At 62.3% G+C, this 22135-nt stretch carries 14 protein-coding genes and 2 pseudogenes; 13 read left to right on the plus strand and 3 right to left on the minus strand.

Going from position 1 to position 22135, the window contains the following annotated elements; genetic code table 11:
* Positions 1-26: 26 nt before the first annotated feature.
* The 6 genes and pseudogenes from KR541_RS26130 to KR541_RS26155 all read left to right on the plus strand — a co-directional run.
* Positions 27-1997: a phospholipase D-like domain-containing protein gene (locus KR541_RS26130; protein ID WP_089489752.1), complete on the plus strand. Its 1971-nt coding sequence runs from the start codon at positions 27-29 to the stop codon at positions 1995-1997.
* 12 nt (positions 1998-2009) lie between these two features.
* Positions 2010-3656, plus strand: coding sequence for an SEL1-like repeat protein (locus KR541_RS26135; RefSeq protein ID WP_235356177.1), 1647 nt, complete (start codon positions 2010-2012; stop codon positions 3654-3656).
* Positions 3653-5314: an SEL1-like repeat protein gene (locus tag KR541_RS26140; RefSeq protein WP_252996819.1), complete on the plus strand. Its 1662-nt coding sequence runs from the start codon at positions 3653-3655 to the stop codon at positions 5312-5314. The genes KR541_RS26135 and KR541_RS26140 overlap by 4 nt, the downstream gene beginning before the upstream one ends.
* Positions 5311-6501, plus strand: a complete 1191-nt coding sequence (locus tag KR541_RS26145; protein WP_235356176.1) for a tetratricopeptide repeat protein — start codon at positions 5311-5313, stop codon at positions 6499-6501. Before KR541_RS26140 ends, KR541_RS26145 begins: the two co-directional genes overlap by 4 nt.
* Positions 6502-6517: 16 nt before the next feature.
* On the plus strand, positions 6518-6781 hold the full coding sequence (locus KR541_RS26150; protein ID WP_080334197.1) for a PAAR domain-containing protein: 264 nt from the start codon (positions 6518-6520) through the stop codon (positions 6779-6781).
* A gap of 137 nt (positions 6782-6918) precedes the next feature.
* Positions 6919-7323: pseudogene (locus KR541_RS26155) on the plus strand (DotU/TssL family secretion system protein); the annotation flags it as partial.
* A 41-nt stretch (positions 7324-7364) separates the two neighbouring features.
* On the opposite strand, the gene KR541_RS26160 reads toward KR541_RS26155, so the two are convergent.
* Positions 7365-8615, minus strand: a complete 1251-nt coding sequence (locus tag KR541_RS26160) for an IS256 family transposase (RefSeq protein ID WP_050014915.1) — start codon at positions 8613-8615, stop codon at positions 7365-7367.
* 54 nt (positions 8616-8669) lie between these two features.
* Here KR541_RS26160 and tssL point away from each other — a divergent pair.
* The 3 genes and pseudogenes from tssL to icmH form a co-directional block, all read left to right on the plus strand.
* Positions 8670-9449, plus strand: a pseudogene (gene tssL / locus KR541_RS26165) (type VI secretion system protein TssL, long form); the annotation flags it as partial.
* 25 nt (positions 9450-9474) lie between these two features.
* Entirely contained in the window at positions 9475-13584 is a 4110-nt protein-coding gene (tssM, locus tag KR541_RS26170; RefSeq protein WP_204384282.1) for a type VI secretion system membrane subunit TssM, read from the plus strand.
* 18 nt (positions 13585-13602) lie between these two features.
* Positions 13603-14817 carry a type IVB secretion system protein IcmH/DotU gene (icmH, locus tag KR541_RS26175; protein ID WP_216089892.1) on the plus strand — a complete coding sequence of 405 codons (1215 nt, stop codon included), beginning with the start codon at positions 13603-13605 and terminating at the stop codon, positions 14815-14817.
* 205 nt (positions 14818-15022) lie between these two features.
* Here the strand turns inward: icmH and KR541_RS26180 are convergent, their stop codons facing one another.
* Together KR541_RS26180 and KR541_RS26185 are read right to left on the minus strand one after the other, a co-directional pair.
* Positions 15023-15799 (minus strand): SDR family oxidoreductase, encoded by a 777-nt coding sequence (locus KR541_RS26180; RefSeq protein ID WP_050012727.1) that lies wholly within the window; start codon positions 15797-15799, stop codon positions 15023-15025.
* Between the two features lie 4 nt (positions 15800-15803).
* Positions 15804-16247: a GlcG/HbpS family heme-binding protein gene (locus KR541_RS26185; protein WP_050012726.1), complete on the minus strand. Its 444-nt coding sequence runs from the start codon at positions 16245-16247 to the stop codon at positions 15804-15806.
* A gap of 116 nt (positions 16248-16363) precedes the next feature.
* Between KR541_RS26185 and KR541_RS26190 the strand changes: the two genes are divergently transcribed.
* From KR541_RS26190 to KR541_RS26205, 4 genes are all read left to right on the plus strand, one after another.
* Entirely contained in the window at positions 16364-17278 is a 915-nt protein-coding gene (locus KR541_RS26190) for a LysR family transcriptional regulator (protein ID WP_216089893.1), read from the plus strand.
* Positions 17279-17357: 79 nt separating this feature from the next.
* The gene (locus KR541_RS26195) at positions 17358-17792 is read left to right on the plus strand and encodes a hypothetical protein (RefSeq protein ID WP_176015744.1); all 435 of its coding nucleotides are present in this window, start codon (positions 17358-17360) and stop codon (positions 17790-17792) included.
* A gap of 425 nt (positions 17793-18217) precedes the next feature.
* A complete protein-coding gene (gene mprF, locus KR541_RS26200) occupies positions 18218-20812 on the plus strand; it encodes a bifunctional lysylphosphatidylglycerol flippase/synthetase MprF (protein WP_050012723.1) in 2595 nt (864 codons plus the stop codon).
* Entirely contained in the window at positions 20809-22089 is a 1281-nt protein-coding gene (locus KR541_RS26205; RefSeq protein ID WP_050012722.1) for a virulence factor family protein, read from the plus strand. Before mprF ends, KR541_RS26205 begins: the two co-directional genes overlap by 4 nt.
* Positions 22090-22135 lie beyond the last annotated feature (46 nt).

The raw sequence follows: 22135 nt of genomic DNA on the forward strand, positions 1-22135 counted from the left end.
TGCTCGAAACGCTACGGGACAACTATATGGCCGACGACATCAAGACGCATAATCCAGTTGATATTGCAATCGACGAAGCTGGGCGTAGGGCGCAAGGCACCGTGCAATGGCTGCTGGAAAAGCGCGAGAAGAATCCGATTACTTACGGCAACGCATTGGATTTCTTTGTATGTGGCCGCGAAGGCTTCGAAAGAATCGAGAAGGACATCCGTGACGCCAAGGCAACCGTGGATATTGTCTGCTGGGGGTTCGATCCGGCAATGGAACTCGTCCGCTCTGGGGCGGAATGGAAGCGTGGAAAAACATACGGTGAGTTGCTGCATGAAGTCACTACTCGAGCGCGGAATCCCGTTCGCGTTCGCTTGCTGATTTGGTATGACTTGCTCGCATCGACCAAGCAGAACAACATGCCTGGTTACACCGATGCGAAGCACGGACCACTTGGATCGCCATACGCAAATCACGCTCGCCACGATTACTGCGTGAAGTGGTGGCAGGATCATCTCCCTTCGTCGCAAAGGGCGCAAGGAAGAAACCCAAATCTACAGATCGTTTTGCGAAGTATTTCCAGATCAGATGTCAAGGCTTTAATCGATCAGGCTCCAAAGGAGCAAGATCCACCCGCGTTCGAATGGTATAACCCCGTAGACGAGGCCGGGCTTCTGTGGAATTTTCCGACGCATCACCAGAAGCCGATACTGATTGATTACGAGCATGAAGGAGGCCTTCATGCCATTGGATATGTCATGGGCCTCAACTCCGTGACGGACTACTGGGACAGCGAAAACCATCGAATCGACGACTCGCTGCGCGAGACCTGGTCGGCAACAAATGTCGATGGCGAGCACGCGCAAGCAAAAGCTACGCAGAATCCCGGAAATCGAACTGGTACGGGGCAATACAAGCATGCGAGGCCACTGCAAGATTACGCTTGCCGGGTAGTCGGGCCGGCGCTCAAGCGTCTGCACCAGAATTTTGAGCAAGGCTGGAATTTGTTCGCGCCCAAAGACTGGAAGACGAAGGAGTTGGCAGCGTTGCCACCTCGGATCCCCACCTTGCCGAAAAATTCACGGCAGGCTGTACAGATAGTTCGGACTCAGGCTCACGAGCGGGAAAAAAGCATCAAGGAGCTGTATTTCCAGGCGACAAGCTACGCACGTAACTACATCTATATCGAAAATCAGTACTTTTATTACCCGGAATTCGCGCGTCATTTGAAGGATCAGCGAGAAAAGTTCTGTGATGCTTGGGATCGTCTGTCCAAGAAGCCGATTGCCGAAATTCCTAGGCTCCATCTGTTCATCGTCATTCCACATCCGGAGGACGACGGAATGGTGCCGCGTACCTTTGACACATTGACGGAACTCGGTCACGGAAAAGCGATGCCGAATCAGGCCGATTTGGTGGATTCCGGAAAGATGAGTCAGGACTATAAAAGAGCAAAGTATGTTCAATACGACCTGAATCTCAAGGATGAACACGGAAATCCGCTCAAGGTCAAGGCAAGGCACAAGGTGCTCGATCGTCCGAGCGTGGAGGCGTTGGAGGGCACGCTTGGCCTGAAAGTGAGCGTGGCGCGACTGCGCACAAGCGGGATGGTGGGAGGGAAGATGGCGTATCGCGAGATTTATATTCACTCGAAGCTGATGCTGATCGACGATGTATTCGTGACACTCGGGAGCGCCAACCTGAATCAACGAAGTATGTCGGTGGATAGCGAAATCAATATTGCTGCGACTGGGGAGGAGTGGGTGGCGAAGTTGCGTGAGCGGGTGTTTGGATTGCAATCGGGGGGGCGAATAAGTGGGGCGGGAGAAAGAGATTTGTTGTCGGAAGTATTCGATAAATGGAATAAGCAAATGGAAAAGAATGCTGATCTGAGGGAGCGCGAAAAACCGATGAATAGTTTTTTGCTGCCATTTGAGGACTATCGATCTACAGCGACCATGCACGCGGGAGTCACTGTTCCGTCGTTGAACGAACGAGTGACGGTGTGATAGGAGATGCCGATGACTGTTGCGATTGGCCTTGTACGTTTTCTTTGTGCCGCTCTGTTCGTGCATGCTATCCACGCGCATGCGGGGCCATTGACCACCTTGACCAACAAATTGATCCCCGCCATGTCTGACCAGCCCCGCTACGAGAAACTTCCGTTGTTTAATCCGCACCGCAAGGAATTCAAGTGCGTATATCAGGATCAGCACGTGCCGCCGATCGATCCACAGGCAGAGCAGTGGTTCCAGCAGGCGTTGGCGCTCGACGATCCGGACGTGTACTACAAGCGGCGCGATTACGCGAAGATTTATCGACTATACGAGCAGGCGGCCGAACACGATCACTGGAAGGCAATGCTGAATCTCGCGGGATTGATTTTGAGCAGCTATCCGGGCGTGCCTGAGCGTAATCCGGAAGTAGCGATTCGTTGGCTGGAGAAGGCGATGACGCTAGGTGTGCCGGATGCGTACGATCAGATGGGTGTGTACCACCAGAGGGGGCTGGTCAAAGGCGGAAACGCCACCAGTGCTTATGCGTTCTTCCAAAGAGCAGCTGATATGGGAAGCCCGTCCGCCATGACGTTCCTAGCCAGCAAGCTAGCCGGGACATATGACGATCCGGGGGGCGAGTTCTGGGGGAATGAACCCATTGCGACGCAGATGCTTGAGTGTGCTTTGGCGCAAGGGCATGGGGATGCCGCCAATAAACTCAGCTACATTTATGCCCGATCGATGACGCCATCGGCGAAGCGACGTGCACTAGAGGTGCTGCACGAGGGGGTGAGGCTTGGAAGTTCCAAATGTGCTAGCAATATCTTTACCGAATTCGATGGATTTGATTTGACCGACGGTAGCAATCTTGTCGGTTACATCGATCAAGCCCGCGCCCAGCGGTATAGCAAGATTGCCCGAGTCTTGGAGCATTACCGGGGTCGTCTTAAGCTCCCGAACCTAGACAAGGTTCTTCCGCTCCCGCCGGCGCCGTTGCCGAAATGGGATGGCGACGTTAAGACACTGATCGATGCAGCCAAGGCAGTGACACCACCTCCGAAAAAAGACCCGGCATCCAAATTGGAAGGTCGAGCCCGCATGCCTGAGGGGCAGGGTGTCATGTCGCTAGCGCAAAGTCCGTATGCCGTGAACGGTGACAAGGTGGTGCCGGAAAGTGGCTACTGGATGGCGCTCTACGGCTTGTCGACCATGCGTAAGGACCAACTGAAATTTGCCCGCGACGGTCACCCCGAGCGCTATCGGGCCGGTGAGCGTTTCGACCCGCCGCACGTCAACTGGCTGGAAGCCGAACAGGTGCAGTGGCATTACCTGGGCGAATCTCGACCAGTGCCGCCGAGTCGATCGGTATTTCTGGCGCAACTGCGTGATGCCGGATTTTTGCGTCAACTTGAGACGCAGCCTGAGAAGTTGTCGTGCCACGGATCGGAGCGATGCCCGCAAACGGGTATTTGGGAGGCAAGCGTCGGAGTGGATCATCCGCTCGCGGCCTTGTACAACCGCTGGGATCAGCAAGCATTCGTGCCGGAGGGGCAGCCGTTTCCGAAACCAGTTGATCGTCACTTGGAGATTGACCCAGTGCATGTGCAGTGGGTCTTCATGGGGAGCCCCAATGCACGGACGGACGACGGTTTCGAAAGGATTGCGCTGTGAGCAAATCCGGAACGAGTGTGGTCGGGCGGCGCTTGTGCGTTGTGGTCACGAGCCTTTGCTTGTTCGCGGTCAGCGTGCAGGCGGGGCCGCTAACTACCGTGACCAACAAATTGACTGCCGCGATGTCTGACCAGCCCCGCTACGAAAAACTTCCGCTGCTTAATCCGCACCGCAAGGAATTCAAGTGCGTATATCAGGATCAGCATGTGCCGCCGATCGATCCACAGGCAGAGCAGTGGTTCCAGCAGGCGTTGGCGCTCGACGATCCGGACGTGTACTACAAGCGGCGCGACTACGCGAAGATTTATCGACTATATGAGCAGGCGGCCGAACACGATCACTGGAAGGCAATGCTGAATCTCGCGGGATTGATTTTGAGCAGCTATCCGGGCGTGCCTGAGCGTAATCCGGAAGTAGCGATTCGTTGGGTGGAGAAGGCGATGACGCTAGGTGTGCCGGATGCGTACGATCAGATGGGCGTGTACCACCAGAGGGGGCTGGTCAAAGGCGGAAACGCCACCAGTGCCTATGCGTTCTTCCAGAGAGCGGCAGATATGGGAAGTCCATCGGCTATGACTTTCCTTGGCGACAAGCTGGGCGGTACCTATGATTCGCCGGACGGCGATTTTTGGGGAAATCGGCCAATCGCCATAGAGATGTTGCAATGTGCGGTGGCCCAAGGGTACGGAAATGCCGCTTATGAGTTAGGTTTCTATCAGCAAAGTGGCTATTCTGTTGAGGCGAAAGTGCAAGCGTTGAGAACCTTCCACGAGGGTGTGAAATTGGGGTGTGCAAAATGCGCTAATAATATCGCATCAGAATTTCGCGGATTTGGATTGGCTGATGGTGAAAATTTAATCGGATATGTTGATCAGTTTCGTGCTCGACGATACAAAGTGATCGGTAATGCGCTCGAGCACTACCAAGGCCGTTTGAAGTTGCCAAACCTCGACAAAGTCCTACCGCTTCCCCCGGCACCATTGCCGAAATGGGACGGTGACGTTAAGACACTGATCGATGCAGCCAAGGCAGTGACATCACCTCCGAAAAAAGACCCGGCATCCAAATTGGAAGGTCGAGCCCGCATGCCTGAGGGGCAGGGTGTCATGTCGCTAGCGCAAAGTCCGTATGCCGTGAACGGTGACAAGGTGGTGCCGGAAAGTGGCTACTGGATGGCGCTCTACGGCTTGTCGACCATGCGTAAGGACCAACTGAAATTTGCCCGCGGCGGTCACCCCGAGCGCTATCGGGCCGGTGAGCGTTTCGACCCGCCGCACGTCAACTGGCTGGAAGCCGAACAGGTGCAGTGGCATTACCTGGGCGAATCTCGACCAGTGCCGCCGAGTCGATCGGTATTTCTGGCGCAACTGCGTGATGCCGGATTTTTGCGTCAACTTGAGACGCAGCCTGAGAAGTTGTCGTGCCACGGATCGGAGCGATGCCCGCAAACGGGTATTTGGGAGGCAAGCGTCGGAGTGGATCATCCGCTCGCGGCCTTGTACAACCGCTGGGATCAGCAAGCATTCGTGCCGGAGGGGCAGCCGTTTCCGAAACCAGTTGATCGTCACTTGGAGATTGACCCAGTGCATGTGCAGTGGGTCTTCATGGGGAGCCCCAATGCACGGACGGACGACGGTTTCGAAAGGATTGCGCTGTGAGCAAATCCGGAACGAGTGTGGTCGGGCGGCGCTTGTGCGTTGTGGTCACGAGCCTTTGCTTGTTCGCGGTCAGCGTGCAGGCGGGGCCGCTAACTACCGTGACCAACAAATTGACTGCCGCGATGTCTGACCAGCCCCGCTACGAAAAACTTCCGCTGCTTAATCCGCACCGCAAGGAATTCAAGTGCGTATATCAGGATCAGCATGTGCCGCCGATCGATCCACAGGCAGAGCAGTGGTTCCAGCAGGCGTTGGCGCTCGACGATCCGGACGTGTACTACAAGCGGCGCGACTACGCGAAGATTTATCGACTATACGAGCAGGCGGCCGAACACGATCACTGGAAGGCAATGCTGAATCTCGCGGGATTGATTTTGAGCAGCTATCCGGGCGTGCCTGAGCGTAATCCGGAAGTAGCGATTCGTTGGGTGGAGAAGGCGATGACGCTAGGTGTGCCGGATGCGTACGATCAGATGGGCGTGTACCACCAGAGGGGGCTGGTCAAAGGCGGAAACGCCACCAGTGCCTATGCGTTCTTCCAGAGAGCGGCAGATATGGGAAGTCCATCGGCTATGACTTTCCTTGGCGACAAGCTGGGCGGTACCTATGATTCCCCAGACGGCGATTTTTGGGGAAATCGGCCAATCGCTATGCAAATGTTGCAGTGTGCAGTTTCGCAGGGATATGGTGATGCTGCCTATGAGTTAGGATTTTTGCAATCGAGTGGATACTCTGACGAGGCAAAAAAACTCGCACTGAAAATATTCCATAATGGTGTAAGGCTTGGTAGTGCGAAATGTTCAAATAAACTATCCGTCGAGTTCAATGGAACGTACCTAAAAAATGGGAAAAGTCTTGCAGAACGTGTCGACAGGGACCGCGCGGAACGTTATAGCAAGATTGGCGATGCCCTGGAGCACTTCCAAGGCCGTTTGAAGTTGCCAAACCTCGACAAAGTTCTACCGCTTCCCCCGGCACCGTTGCCGAAATGGGATGGTGACGCCAAGACACTGATCGATGCGGCCAAGGCGACGACACCATCGTTCAAGAAGAATGCGGTGCCGCCTCTTGACGGTCGAGGGCATATATCGCGGGACGTCGACACATTACCGGTCGATCACGGTCCTTATACCGTATCAACGACTTATGAACTTTTCACAGTCGATCGACTTCTTGTTTCTAATTGACTTCAATGGAGAAAACATGTCCCGACAGATCATTGTGGTCAGTGACACGCTGGCACCTCACGGCGGCGAGATATTAACGGGAAGTAGTACGGATAGTATTGAAGGAAAAGCCATTGTTCGTAAATTCGACCTCGTCCGTTGCGCAGAGCACGGCGTGAATCGAATCGAGGAAGGGGACGAAACTTTCCTGGTCGATGGAGTGCCGGTTGCTCTCGAAGCACATCATGCTGGTTGCGGATGTGTGCTGGTGAGTCGATTGAAAACCATATCGGTATCTTGAATTAAATAAATTCGTATTGTTATGTAAGCGTTATTAAAAATCGATGTTTCTTTATGACTAACCAATCAAGCGAGGCCGTGGCGCCCCTCGTCGATCAAAAGCCATCACCGGATAATCGGCAAGAAGCTCCGGGAGCCATGGCCATCCCGTTGCCGAAAAGGCTGTTGGCCGTCCAGAGCGCACAAAACCCGTTGCTTGAAGCAGCAAGTGCACTCCTGCGTGCGCAGGCGGATATGCCGGAACATCTTGAACCTGAGCAGATACTTGCACTACACATGCTCCTCGATCAGGAAGTGCGCGTATTCGAGAAACTCTGCGAACAGGCAAACATCCGGCGAGATCACATGATCGGCGCGAGCTACTGTCTGTGCACGGCACTGGACGAAGCCGCAACACAAACCGCATGGGGCCAGGAGGGTTCGGCGGCAATCGAATGGATCCACGATGGGCTTGCAACCACTTTCCACGGAGATCTCAAGGGCGGCGACAAGGTCTATCTTCTGATTGGGCGCTTGCTGGAAGATCCGGATGAGCACCGGGACCGGGGGTGTCAGGATTTCCGTGTTCAAGGCGGGTTGAGTAATTACACGGAAGGCCGGACGAATCGATCTGCGTAAAGGATAGCGAATTGGTTCATGGCGGTCTTCCAGTCATGAGCTGCACTACCCCAATTCGCCGTGATGTTGCGCAGGGCCAGCCAGATGAGTTTGGTGGCTGCCTCGTCGGTCGGGAAGTGCCCGCGGGTCTTGATGATCTTGCGCAACTGCGAGTTGATATTTTCAATCGCGTTTGTCGTGTAGATGATCTTGCGCACGCCTGGCGGAAAGGCAAAGAACGGGATCACGCGATCCCAGGCGTTGCGCCACGCGCTACTGACGGTTGGGAATTTCTGACCCCACGGACCATCGGCAAACGCATCGAGTTCGGCCTGGGCCGCTTCCGCGCTGGGCGCGGCGTAGATCGGTTTGATCGCGGCGGCCAACCCTCGGCGGTCTTTCCAACTGGCGTAATCGAGGCTGTTGCGGATCAGATGGACGATACAAGTTTGCAGTGTGGTCGCCGGAAACACCACCGCCAAGGCCTCGGGCATACCCTTGAGACCATCGGTGACAGCGATCAGGATGTCGTGAACGCCGCGCGTCTTCAGGTCATTGAACACCTTCATCCAGAACTTGGCCCCCTCGGTGTTCTCGATCCAGAGGCCCAGAATGTCACGGGTGCCGTCGGGCAGCACGCCCAGCGCCAGGTACACCGCCTTGTTGCGCACGACGGCGTCTTCGCGAATCTTAACCCGAAGGGCGTCGAAGAACACGACCGGATACATCGGCTCAAGCGGTCGGCCCTGCCAGGCAGTCACTTCGGCCATGACCTCGTCGGTCACGGAACTGATGAAGTCGGGCGAGACCTCCGTGCCGTATTGCTCCAGCAGGAAGCCCTGAATCTCGCGCACGGTCATGCCCCGGGCATACATGGCAACGATCTTGTCGTCGAAGCCGGTGAAGCGCCGTTCGTGCTTGGGTATCAGGATGGGTTCGAAGCTGCCGTCGCGGTCGCGAGGCACCTCGATGCGAATCGGGCCGTCTTCGGTCAGGACAGTCTTGGCACCTCGGCCGTTGCGCTGATTTGTGGCGTTGGCCGGCTTGGCCGCACCGGCAGGGTAGCCGAGATGATGACTCATCTCACCGCTCAGCGCTCGCTCGATCAGCGCCTTCTTGAGCGCCAGCGTCGCGGCATTGATGGCTTCGGCGGTCATCGGACCGTTGCCAAACTGCTCAAGCAGTTCGACCGGAATCGCCGGCAGATCCACCGGCTGGGCTTTCGATTTGCGAGGCATACACTCTCCTTGAGAGCATGTTATGCCTTAAACACGAAATTCCTGACAGGCCCCCGGGACCTCCTTCAAGTGATCTACCGCATTCTCAGCCTCGGTTTCCAAGGCCGATACCGGGACATGACCGACGGCAAGCGCAAGCACGACGCGATTCGTCAACGGCTCTACAACGTGATCACGTCTCAGCGCGAACCCGTGCCGCTGACGCTATCGCCCCACTGGCAATCGCCCGCGACAGGCAAACGCTTGTCGTTCACCGATTTTCCGGTATGGATCACCGTCACGATCCTGTCGGTCATCCTGCTCGGCCTGTTCGGATGGTTCAAGTACGAACTGTTCAGCCGCAGCGCGGACGTCCAGAAGCAGATTGCCGACATCGCCCGCATGACGCCGCCGCCTGCACCGCCTCCACAACTGCATCTCAAACAGTTGCTCGAGGACGAAATCGCGGCAGGCACGGTAAGCGTCGTCGAGGATGCCCGCCACAGCGCCGTCACGTTCCGCGGCGACGCCATGTTCAAGCCCGGTGGCGCTTCGGTTCAGGCATCGATGAATCCGCTGATTTCGAAGATCGCCACAGAGATCGCCAAGGTGCCGGGCAAGGTCACGATCATCGGCTACACGGACAACGTGCCGATTCGCAGCCGACATTTCGCATCGAATCAGATGCTGTCGGAAGAACGCGCCACCCAGGTCATGCAGATGCTGCAAACCGCCGGCGTGCCGGCGAACCGGCTCGAAGCCGTCGGCAAGGGCGATGCCGATCCGGTCGGCGACAACCGCACCGCGCAGGGGCGTGCGCAAAACCGGCGCGTCGAGATCGACGTCGCACGCTAAGCCAGATCCGTTTCCGGAATAACACATGAAGAAGTTCCAGTTCCTGTCGTTTCTGGCCTCGCGCCAGTTCCTCGCGTTCCTCGCACTGATCGTCGTTTCGCTCGTGATCTGGTTCGTCGGCCCGTTTTTCGCGTTCGGCGGGCTCAAGCCGCTCGCCGGCGCCGGCATCCGCGTGCTGCTGATCGCGCTGTTGCTCGCCGGTGTGCTGCTCTGGCTCGTGGGCGTGTCGACGAGCATCGTGTTCATCGCGTTGCTGTGCCTGCTGATCTGGTATGCGGCGCCGCTGCTGTCGCTTGGCCATACAACGCCGTTCGAGCCCGTGTCGGCCCGACTCACCGCGATCGCACTGATCGTGGCGGCTTTTGTCCTCTTCTGGATCGTCCGCGTGTGGCAAAAAATGCGCGAAGACGATGCGTTCATGAAGAAGATGCTGCGCATGGATCGCCGCAAGAATGAGTCGCCCGCTGCAGCCCGCCTGCGGAAAATCGAAGGGATCGTGACGAGCGCGCTCGTGCGCCTGCAATCGATGCGTACCGGCGCGCGTGGTCTTGGCAAGCTATTCCAGGGCAAGCGCTATTTGTACGAACTGCCTTGGTACATCACGCTCGGTTCGCACGCGTCCGGCAAGACGAGCGTACTGATGAACGGCGGGTTGGCGTTTCCCGTTGCCGAGCAGATGCAGCGCGCGGCCGGGACGCCTGTCGGCGACGCTGCCGCGGTGGACTGGTGGTTGACCAACGAAGCTGTATTGATCGACACGGCCGGCTACTACACGCGTCATGGCACGTCGACGGCTGATGACGTCGGCGCGCCCACTGAGGAAACGGGAAAGCCCGCAACCCGCGTTCCGGGCAAGGCCGGCGCCGATGCCGAGCCGGCTGCGGATGGTGCTGGAGAAGATGAGAAGCAGAACGAGGCGTCGCACTCGAAAGCCGCTGCAACGTCGATGGCCAGCGGCCATGTCGTGTCGCCTGGCCCGGGTACGGGCGAACGCCGACAGAAGGTGGATCGTGCGGAGTGGCTCGGATTTCTGGGCATGCTGCGCCGGCATCGTCCTCGCGCACCGATCAACGGCGCGTTGCTGACGATCGATCTTGCGACGTTGGCAAGCGCCGACGAACAGGCGCGCGTGGCGGAGGCTGCCGCGTTGCGCGCGCGGCTGGCGGAACTGAGGCAGGAGCTGGGTATTCGTTTTCCTGTTTATGTGGTCGTCACGAAGATGGATCGTCTGACAGGCTTCGCCGAGTATTTCGGCGCGCTGACAGCCGAGGGGCGGGCGCAGGCATGGGGCTTCGCGCTTCCGTATGGCAAGGAAACCGTTGCGAAGCAAGGGCTGCGCGCGCGCTGCCATACGGAACTCGCCGAACTTGCGCAACGGCTCAGCGCTTCGATCGATACGCATTTGCAGGACGAATACGAATCGCACAAGCGCCGATCGCTTGCCGCGTTGCCCGAGGAGTTCGCCGCGCTGCTCGGACCGCTGCTCGAGATGATCGACCGCGTGTTCCTCGATTCGCGTTACGACGACACCCAGCTCCATTCGACGTTGCGCGGCGTGTATTTCACGAGTGCGCGGCAACGGGATGGCGAGCTCGTTGCGAAGCGCAACACAGTCGTTCAACGTCTTCTGTCGACTCAGAAACACGCGCCCGTTTCACCCGCGCGCGCCGAGGGCAATCAGGGTTTCTTCTTGCACGATCTCCTGACTCGCGTCGTGTTCCCTGAAGCGCATCTGGTGAGCCCCAACCTGCGCTGGGAATATCGTTACCGCCTCTCGCGCCTGATCGGCCACACATTGGCGCTGGTGTTGTTCGTGTGGTTGGCAATCGGACTCCGCGCGAGCTTCGGCCACAACAGCGACTATCTCGATGCGGTTGACCGCAAGGTGCAGGCGCTTGCGGCGCGCGTCACCCAGCTCTACAAGGCACCCAAACCGGAGGCCGTGCCGGACACGCTGACCGACGCGCGCGATTTGCCGACCTTCCCCGGTCTGGACCTGTCGAATCCGGACAGCACGTGGCGCTACGGTCTCTACACGTCGGCGGACATCGCCACCGAAAGCCGCCATGCGTATGACGTGCTGGAGGACAACCTGTTGCTGCCGCAGATCGTGCACCGCCTGGAAGACGTCATGTCCCGGGCGATCGCCAGCAAGGACCCGAAGGCCGCCTACGATGCGCTGCGCGTCTACCTGATGCTGTACGACAAGGCGAAGTTCAACGCGGATGACGTCAAGGCCTGGGTGCTCGACGACTGGGCGAAGACCGACAGCGCGGCTGCTTTCGGTGGACGTGTGTCGATGATCGACCACGTGCAGCAGCTTTTCTCCGGAGCGCGCGTGGTGCAGTCGCCGCTCATCCGCAACGATGCGCTGGTGCAGCAGGCGCGCGCGTTTCTCGATGGCAGCAACGCAACCGATCGCCTTTACCAGCGCGCGAAGGCAGCCATGCTCAAGGAGGCGCCCGACGAATTTACGTTGCTGCGCGCGATCGGCCCGCAGGCCGGCACGGTGTTCACGCGAGCGAGCGATGCACCGTTGTCGCGCGGCGTGTCGGGGCTCTTCACGTTCGAAGGCTATCGGAATCTGTTCGACAAGCGATTGCCGGAATTCGTGCAAATCGCGCGAGACGACGATGCGTGGGTGATGGGGCGCTCGTATCTGGCGGGTTCGTCGGATTCGGCTCAAAAAAAAACGGCTGAGATCGTGAGCAGCGCGACTGGCGCGGACGATGCGTTGACCGACGCGGTCCGCCGCGAATACCTGATGGAATATGCGCAGCAATGGGACGCGTTTCTCGACGACATCCGCACCGTGAGCGGTACGAGCCTTGCGTTCAATCTGAAGGTGCTGCGCAGCTTCGCGGCGCCCGATTCGCCGCTCGTGCGGCTGGCCCGCGCGGCCGTGCGCGAGACGACGCTCACGCAGCCGCTCGCTGCGTCGGACGGTTCGCTGCTGCAGCGGGCCGCCGACCAGCTCAATCAGAAGGCGGACAAGGCGTCGGGTATTCGGGCGTCGGAGCGCGTTGAACGGGAACTCGTCGACAATCACTTCGCGGCGCTGCGCGAGGTCGTGACGGGGAGCGTGGATGCGCAGTCCGATACGCAGCCTGTCGCCGCGCGGGCGGACAAGACGGGGCTGGATGGCGTCACCAACCTGCTGAACGACTATTACACGGCGCTCACCGTCGCCGACAATGCGTTGTCGAACAACAGCATGCCACCGGCGAGCGACGTCGCCGCGAAATTGAAAATGACGGCCGACACGATGCCCGCGCCGTTCCGCGCGGTATTGCTGCAGCTCTCGGCCGACGGCTCGCGCGAAGTCAATCAGGGGATTGGCCACCTGCTGTCGCGCCAGATGCAGGCGGTGGTCGGCGATACGTGCCGGCTGATCGTCGAGGGCAACTATCCGTTTTCACCGGACAGCACGCGGGACGTCGGCATCGACGATTTCACGCGGGTATTTGCGCAGGGCGGCTTGATCGACGACTTCTTCACGAAAACGCTTGCCCCGTTCGTCGACACGGCCGCGAAGCCGTGGCGCTACCGGACGCTGCCTGGCGCAGCCGAACCCATGCGGGGGCCGGACCTGGAGCCGTTCGAGCATGCGAAGGCCATTCGCGATGTCTTTTTCAACGATCCCGGCCACAAGCAACTGACATGGAAGGCCGACATCCGGATTCCCGAGCTTGACCCGACGATCATGAGTCTGTCGCTCGACATCGACGGACAGACTGCGCTCTATCAACACGGTCCGGTCGCGCCTTTCACGGTCACGTGGCCGGGGCCGCGCGGTGGCGTCCACACGGAAATCACGGCCAGCCCGCGGATTCGGCCGGACACGTCGACGATCGCAGCGGACGGACCGTGGGCGTTGATGCGCCTGCTCCAGAAAGGTCGCGTGGTGGACACGGCGACGCCGGGCCGTACGCGCATCGCGTTCAGTTTCGACGGTCGACAAGCGGCGCTCGACGTCGTAAGCGCCGGGAGCGTCGCGAATCCGCTCACGAGCGACGTGCTGAAGACCTTCCGGTGTCCCAGCACGATGTCGACGTTCAACCTGCCGGACAGCGGCCCGCCGCCGGGGTTGCCGCGAGGCATGTTGCCGGCGAGCACGGAAAGCGCCTCCCGCTGAATCGGAAGGAATCGATCGATGACTCTTTCGACATCTTGCCCGCAGGGTGACGCAAGGGCTGTGGCGTCGCTGCCTGTTGCCGCACGTCTCGAGGCTGCCCGGCAAGCGATCAACCCGCTACTCGAAGCGTCGCGCGTCCTGTTGCAGGCGTTGGCCGATACGCCGGAAACGCTCGATGCCGATGCGATCGCACCGCGGCGTCGATGGCTGGGGCACGAAGTTCGCCTCTTTACCTGGATCTGCAATGCGCTCCCGGTCCGACCCGAGCATGTCCGTTCCGCAAGCTATTGTCTGTGCTCCGCGCTCGACGAGGCGGCGATGCGGACGTCTTGGGGAAAGGGCGAAGCAACCGGCGTCGAATGGCAGGACAACTGCCTGGCGAGTGCGTTCGGACATGATCGTCAGGGCGGCGACCGTGTTTTCCGACTGATCGACGAGACAATGCGCGATCCGCGTGCGAACCTCGATCTGATCGAGCTATACCAGAACGTACTCGATCTCGGCTTTCGTGGGCGCTACCGGTTTGAAGCCGGGGGGCAAAAGCGCCTGCAGGTCATTCGCGAACACGTACACGACGTGGTCACGACGGGGGGACACGGCGTGAATCGCGTCAGCAAGCCGCCGAAACGTCAGCGACAGACGGTCGATCCGTGGGTACGTCCCGTTTCGGTGCGTCGATCGCGAGCGAGGTTCGCCGGAGGTCTCGCCGTCGCGTTATTGCTGGGGGCCGGGGGCTACGCCGCGGTGGACCGGTGGGTTCACGCGAAATCGAGGCGACCGGCGTCGACGCTCGATGCACTGGTTCGCAATCTGGAACTGCGGCTGCGCGATGAAGTCGCGGCAGGGAATGTCGAACTGATTCGCGACGCCGGGCGCCATGCGGTGACGCTCCGATTCAGCGGAATGTTTGGGCCCGGCGACGCAACGGTCGCGCCGTGGGGCGCTTCGGTCGCGGCTTCGGCAGGCCGGGAAATCGCGACCGTGACCAAGGACGCGACCGTCCGAGTGGCAGGATATGCGGACAGCACACCGATCAGTTCGGCACGTCAAGCATCCAACTACGCGCTTTCCGAAGCACGTGCCCGGCACGTCGCCCAGATTCTCGCTGCGGCAGGCGTGCCGGCGCCGCGCATCATCGTCGAGGGAAATGGCGATGCCGATTCGCTGGCGGACAACGTTACCGCGTCCGGAAGGGCGAGAAATCGTCGTGTCGAAGTGACCATTACGAATTGACGTTCGATTGCGAGCGACAATTTCAGCCCTGAGCAGGCGACGAGTGCATGTCCAGCAAGATCACGGGCACAGCCGTGTTCGCGGGCCCAGTCACCGACTACCTTCTCGCCGAGGGAGGGAGAAGTCAGGGGCTCATGTAGTGGGAGCTGTTTGAGGACCCTGACACATTCAAACAGCCCCCGGCCTTTCATCTCATTGGCGTTTCTTATTGCTGCCGTTCCCACGCACGCGCCTGCTCGGCGCGCACGAACGCTTCCGACGAGGCCGGCAGCAGGTTGCGGAACGCGCCGCCGTCGCTGTCGATCACGTCGACCATCTTCGCGATCATTTCCTCCGGGTCGTGCTGTTCGAGCGGGAACGTCAACCGCTCGGGCGTCACGGTATGCACGGCCGGATCGTGCCAGCGCCGCGTCGTTTCCATCATCCGGTCGTTGAAGCCGGTGCGATACGGGCCCGGGTTCACGACAGCGACGCGGATGCCGTGCGGCGCCAGCTCCGCGTGCATCGCCTCGGCCACCGATTCGACCGCGTGCTTCGACGCGCAGTACGCGCCGGTGAACGGCCCCGTGATCAACCCCGCGATCGACGACACGAACACGATCTTGCCGCGTTTGCGCGCGAGCATCCCGCGTGCGATCTGCTGCGTGAGTTCGAGCGGCCCGAACACGTTCACGTCGAACAGCTCGCGCACGATCTCGATCGGCAGGTCGACGAGCGCGCCGGCTTCGCCGACGCCCGCGTTGTTCACGAGCACGTCGATGTCGAGTTCGGCGGCGCGCGCGCGATCGTAGGCCGACGTGACGTCGAGCTTCACCGCGCGCAACGCGGTGTCGCGCTGCGCGGCGGCGTCCGTCAGGGCGTCGATCTCGACGGCCGTGCGCACGCCGGCCGTCACGTCGTGGCCGCGTTCGGCGAGCCGCAGCGCGACTTCGCGGCCGAAGCCGGTGCCCGCGCCGGTGATGAAGATGCGTTTCCGTGTCATGTGCTTACCTCGTGGAGTGAAGGGTTGCCTGAAAAAGGTCGCGGCAGTGCTGCGCGATCGCGGCGTCTTCGTCGACGCTGCCGCCCGAGATGCCGATCGCGCCGACGCAGCGCCCGTCGCCGTCGACGAGCGGCTCGCCGCCGCCGAACGTGACCAGGCCGCCGTGACTGTGTTCGATGCCGCGCAGCGGACCGTCGCCCGACATCGCACCCAGCGCACCGGTCGACGTGCGAAAGCGGACGGACGTCAGCGCCTTGCGCTGCGCGAGGTCGATCGCGCCGAGAAAACAGTCGTCGGTGCGCACGAACGCGAGCAGGTTCGCGCCGGCATCGACGACGGCGATCGCGACGCCGGCCACCTGCAGCGACGCGGCATGCGCGAGCGCAGCGTCAATCGTGCGGCGGGCGACGGCGAGCGGCAGCGGAAGTGAGGCAGTGAGCGGGTTCATGCGAGGCTCCGAGGAACGACAGCGCCAGTGTAGGCAGTTGCGGTATATGGGAGAATCCGTATTCCGCTCGAAGCAGTTTCAAGTTTTTCTAATGATGAACAGACGATGAGCAGACGATGAGCAGACGCGATCCGATGGCCGGCCTGCACGTGTTCATGACCGTTGCGACGGCCGGCAACTTCACGCGGGCCGCCGCCGCGCTCGGCCTGACGCCGGCGGCCGTCAGCCTGGCGATCGGGCAGCTCGAGGGCGAGCTGAGCGTGAAGCTGTTCAACCGCAGCACGCGCGGCGTGAGCCTCACCGAAGCCGGCCAACGCTACCGGCGGCAGACCGAGCCGGCATACCGGCAGGTCATGCAGGCACGGGACGAACTGAAGGATGCGCGCAGCGAGCCGAACGGGCTATTGCGCGTGACCGCGCTGCCGCTCGCGCGCTTGCTCGTGATCGCGCCGGTGCTCGCCACGTTCCGCGAGCGCTATCCGAAAGTCCGGCTCGAAATTCGCTACGAGAACGAACTCGTCGACATCGCGAAGGACGGCTTCGACGCGGGGATTCGCCTGGCCGATCGATTGCAGCCGGGCATGATCGGCGTGCGGATCGCGCCTGCGCTGACGTGTGCACTGGTCGCGTCGCCCGGCTATCTGGCGCGGTACGGTGCGCCGGAATCGATTGCGCAGCTCGAGCATCATGCGTGCGTCCGTTTCCGGTTCTCGGAAAGCGGACGCCTGCATAAATGGCTGCTGCGCGACGGGCGACGCGACGTCGATCTCGATCCGGACGGCGTGTTCGTGACGAACGACGACGATGCGGTGATCGACGCGGCGCGCGCCGGTGTCGGCATCGCGTTCGCGTTCGTGCGCGAGCGGATCGAGCAGGACCTGCGCGACGGCACGCTCGTCGAGGTGCTGCCGGGCGCGTGCCGCACGCTGCCGCCGATGTGGCTGTACTACGTGAATCGCAAGCACATGCCGGCCAAGCTGCGCGCGTTCATCGACGTGCTGCGCGAGCGCGAAGGCGCGGGTGCGGCGTAAGCACGTCGGCCGCTCGCTGCAGCAATGGACCCGGCGGCGCATGATGGCGGCTCCCCCCACGAAGCCATGGAGTCGCGTGATGACCGTATTCCCGCATTTTCCGATTCGAACGTTCGTGATTGCCGCCGCGCTGGCGACCGCCGCGGTGTGCAGCGCAGCGGCCATCGGCCAGACGTCGACGGTGCCGGCCGGCACGGCTGTCGCAACGCCCGACAACGCGGTGCTGCTGACCGTGTTCCTGAAACACGACCAGTCGCGCCCGCTCGCCGAGTTGAATGCGCAGCTTGCGAAGCAGGGGTTCTACAAGGCGTTTCCGCCGCCGGGCGTCGAGGTGGTGAGCTGGACGGTGACGATGGGAGTCGGGCAGATCGTCGTGCTGCGGCTGCCGGCGTCGCGGGTGCGCGAGGTCAATCGTGTGCTCGAGGATACGGCCTGGGGCGCGTACCGCACGGAGTTCTACCCGACATACGACTACAAGGCGATCGGGATGGGGGAGCATGAGCGGGCGAAGTAACGCGCGGTGGCGTATGTCCGTACCGGCGGTGCGCCGCGGAGGGGCGCAGCGAATCGGCCCGCCGCCATTCCGCACCGCGCCGCGCCCTCGCGTTTTCGTCCTCACCCGGCGGGCTCGGCGCGGTAAATTCCACCGAAATGCATCACAAGTCATTCATCCGATGAAAAAACGACCTCCGTTGCCGGTATGATGCGCACCTTGCGTTCGTGGGACGCACGGTTTCTTTATGCGTTTCGATGCGCGAGAAACCACAAATCCGCACAAAGGCGACGTGAAAGATTCTGTAATATAAGTTCCGTATACTCGTAAGTTCTGATCCAGGCGCCACGCCCGTCTTCGGCCGGCCGCCCATGCAGAACAACCAGACAGGTCGCCGCCCGGCCAACCCGCGCCGCGACACGCTATGCACCACCACTGAACACGTTATGTCTTCCCGCCACCCTGGTTCGCCCGGTCGTGCCGAGGCGGTGATCGCCCGTGCCCGGGCGCTGATCCGCCACGAGCGCGTGCTGTCGCCGCTGCTCGCGCTCGGCATCGGCCTGCTGCTGATCGTGGTTTTCCAGCATCTGTCGGAATCCGTCGACTACCGCTCGGTGATCCGCCAGTTGCGTCACATGTCCGTCGGCGAGTGGGGCGCGTCGCTCGCCGCGACGGCCCTCAGCTACCTCGCGCTCGTCGCCCGCGATGCCGTTGGCCTGCGCTATGTCGCGGCCAAGGTGCCGCGCGTCGCGTTGTGGATCGGCGCGATCGCCGGTTCCGCGCTCGGCAACGCGACCGGCTTCGGCGCGCTGACGGGCGGTGCGGTGCGCGCCCGCGTGTACGGCGTGTCGGGCGTCACGCCCGCCCAGATCGGCCGGATGACGGTGTTCACGAGCGGCACGCTGGCGCTCGCGATGGTGCTGATGACGGCGGTCGGCATGGTCTGCGTGCCGGAGGCGCTCGCCGCGATGCTGCACGTCGCGCCCGGCGTGCTCACGTGGACGGGCGCCGCGTTGCTCGTCGCGCTCGCCGCGCTGGTCGTGCTGTGCGGCAACACCGCACGCCCGGTCGTCACGCGCTTCAAATGGCTGTCGTTCGACGTGCCGGCGCGGCGCGATCTCGTCGCGCAGGTCGTCTACGCGGTGCTCGACGTCGTTGCCGCAGGCCTCACGCTGTGGGTGCTGCTGCCGGCGGCGCCCGTCGGCTTCCCGACCTTCATTACCGTTTACGCGGCCGCGTTGCTGCTCGGGATGATCGGCCATACGCCGGGCGGGATCGGCGTGTTCGAGGCGGCGATGGTCTTCACGCTCGGTCGCGAAGTGCCCGCGCACGCGATGGTCGCCGCGTTGATCGCGTATCGCGCGATCTACTTCGGCGTGCCGCTCGTGCTGTCGGCCGGCCTGCTGGCCGGTTTCGAGGGCCGCGCGCTGCGGCGCCGGCTCGTGACGCGGCAGGCCGTGCGCGTGTCGCAGCTCGCGCCGGTGTTCCTGAGCCTCGTGACGTTCGCGGTCGGCGGGATGCTGGTGATCTCGAGCGCGACGCCCGCGTTCTGGCACCGGATCGCGATCCTGCGCCACATCGTGCCGCTGTGGGTGCTCGAAGGCTCGCAGGTGATCTGCAGCGTGCTCGGCGTCGCGCTGCTGTTCGTCGCGCGCGGGCTGCTGCGCCGGCTCGACGGCGCGTGGTGGATGACCTTCGCGTTGACGCTCGCGAGCCTCGCGCTGTCGCTGGCCAAGGGCCTCGCGTTCGTCGAGGCCGGCGTCCTCGGCACGCTGCTCGTGCTGCTGCTCGTCAGCCGTCGCCGGTTCAACCGTCATTCGTCGCTGCTCGCCGAGCGCTTCACGGTGAGCTGGTTCGTGTCGGTGGCGATGGTGCTGATGCTGGCCGTGTGGGTGCTGTTCTTCGCGTTTCGCGACGTGCCGTACACGCGCGATCTGTGGTCGCATTTCTCGTTCGATGCGCGCGCGCCGCGGGCGCTGCGCGCGACGCTCGCGTCCGGCGTGTTCGTCGCGCTGTTCGCGCTGTGGCAACTGCTGCGCCCGGCGCCCGGGCGTTTCGTGAAACCCGCGGAGCAGGACCTGATCGACGCGGAGCAGATCATTCGCGCGCAGGAGTGCAGCGACGCGGGCCTCGCGCTGATGGGCGACAAGTCGTTCCTGTTTTCCGAATCGCGTCGCGCGTTCCTGATGTACGCGAAGAACGGCCGCACGTGGGCCGCGCTGCACGACCCGGTCGGCCCGCGTGAAGAGTGGCCGGCGCTGATCAGCAAGTTCATCGCGCTCGCACACGCGCACAGCGGCCGCGCGGCGTTCTACCAGGTGCGCGCGAACGCGTTGCCGCTGTATCTCGACGCGGGGCTCACGCTGATGAAGCTCGGCGAGGAAGCGCATATCGCGCTCGACCAGTTCGACCTGAAGGGATCGAACCGGTCGCACCTGCGCTACGCGCTGCGCCGCGGCGACAAGGATGCGCTGACGGTCGAGGTGATCGCGCCGGGCGACGTGCCGGCCGCGCTGCCGGCGCTGCGCGACATCTCCGACGGCTGGCTCGACAGCCGCGATGCGCGCGAGAAGAGCTTCTCGGTGGCCGCGTTCCACGACGGCTATCTGTCGACGCAGTCGGTGATGCTGGTGCGTCAGGCCGACAAGCCGATCGCGTTCGTCACGTTCATGACGACCGACCTCAACACCGAGGCGACGGTCGGCGTGATGCGCCATCTGCCCGACGCATCGCCGTACGCGATGGAGTATCTGTTTACGCAGCTCGCGCTGCATCTGAAGGAAGCGGGGTTCCGCAAGCTGAGCCTGGGCATCGCGCCGTTCTCGGGGATGGGGGCGGCGAAGATGCCGTCGCCGTTCCACCGGCTCGGCCTGATGGTCTGGCGCTTCGGCGGCCGCTTCTACAACTTCCGCGGCTTGCGCGCTTTCAAGAGCAAGTTCGAACCGCACTGGGAGCCGCGTTATCTCGCGGCCTCGGGCTCGGTCGGCGTGTTCGTCACGCTCGCGGATCTGTCATTGCTGGCTGGAGGTCGGCGTTCATGATGTCGAAGAAGTTAATCGCGCGGGCGGCAGCCGCCTGCGCGGGAATGATGCTGGCCGGCGCCGCGTGCGCCGCGCAGCCGGCCGCAGTGAAAGCAGAAACCGTCTCCGGCGGCCGCTACGGGCCCGTGACCGTGACCCGGCCGAGCGGGCCGCTGCGCGGTTTCGTCGTGCTGTTCTCGCGTGAGGCCGGCTGGCATGCCGCCGATCAGCAGGCGGCCGACGCGCTCGCGAAAGCCGGCGCGATGACGGTCGGCGTCGATTCCGGGCGTTACGCGGCGAATCTCGCCGCGAAGCAGGAGGCCTGCCACCACCTCGACGGCGACGCCGAGGCGGTCAGCCATCAACTCGAACGGCTTGCGCAGTCGTCGCGCTATTTCACGCCGATCGTCGCGGGCATGGGCCAGGGCGGCGCGATCGCGAAGCAGATCCTGTCGATGGCGCCGGAGAACACGATCGCCGGCGTCGTCGCGGTCGGTCCGGCCGCGAAGCTCGATCCGCGCTTCAAGCCGTGCCCGCCCGATTCGACGATCGTGCGCCGCGCGATGCCGGGTTTCGTCGAAACGGCTGCCGCGGGCGACACCGCGAAGCTCGTATCGCTCGTCACGTCGCACCTGCGCGACACCAGCAGCAGCGACGAACTCGACGTGTCGGACCTGCCGCTCGTCGAACTGCCCGCCAAGGGCGGCAGCGACCGGCTCGCGATCGTGATCTCGGGCGACGGCGGCTGGCGCGATCTCGACAAGACGATCGCCGAGGCGCTGCAGCGCGACGGCGTGTCGGTGGTCGGCATCGACGCGCTGCGTTACTTCTGGAGCGAGAAGCCGCCCGCGCAGGTGAGCCGCGATCTGGCCCGCGTGATGCGCACGTACACGGCGCGCTGGCATGCGAACCGCGTGGCGCTGGTCGGCTACTCGTTCGGTGCCGACGTGATGCCGTTCGCGTACAACCGGCTGCCCGCCGACCTGCGCGACAAGGTCGCGGTGATGTCGCTGCTCGGCTTCGCGCCGTCGGCCGATTTCCAGATCCGCGTGACCGGCTGGCTCGGCATGCCCGCGAGCGACAAGGCGCTGAAGGTTGCGCCGGAAATCGCGAAGGTGCCGCCGGCGCTCGTGCAGTGCTTCTATGGCGCGGAAGAGACGGACACGATGTGCCCGGCGCTCGCGAACACGGGTGCCGACGTGATCAAGACGCAGGGCGATCACCACTTCGGCCGCGATTACATCGCGCTCGAGAAGAAGATCCTCGGCGGGTTCGGCAAGCCGGCGGCGGCGCGCTGAACGCCAGCGGCGCCCGCGTGACGGCGGGCGCCGGCCGGTTTTGCTT

Origin of the sequence: Burkholderia sola (assembly GCF_905400185.1) — a bacterium.
Classification (GTDB): Bacteria; Pseudomonadota; Gammaproteobacteria; order Burkholderiales; family Burkholderiaceae; genus Burkholderia; species Burkholderia sola.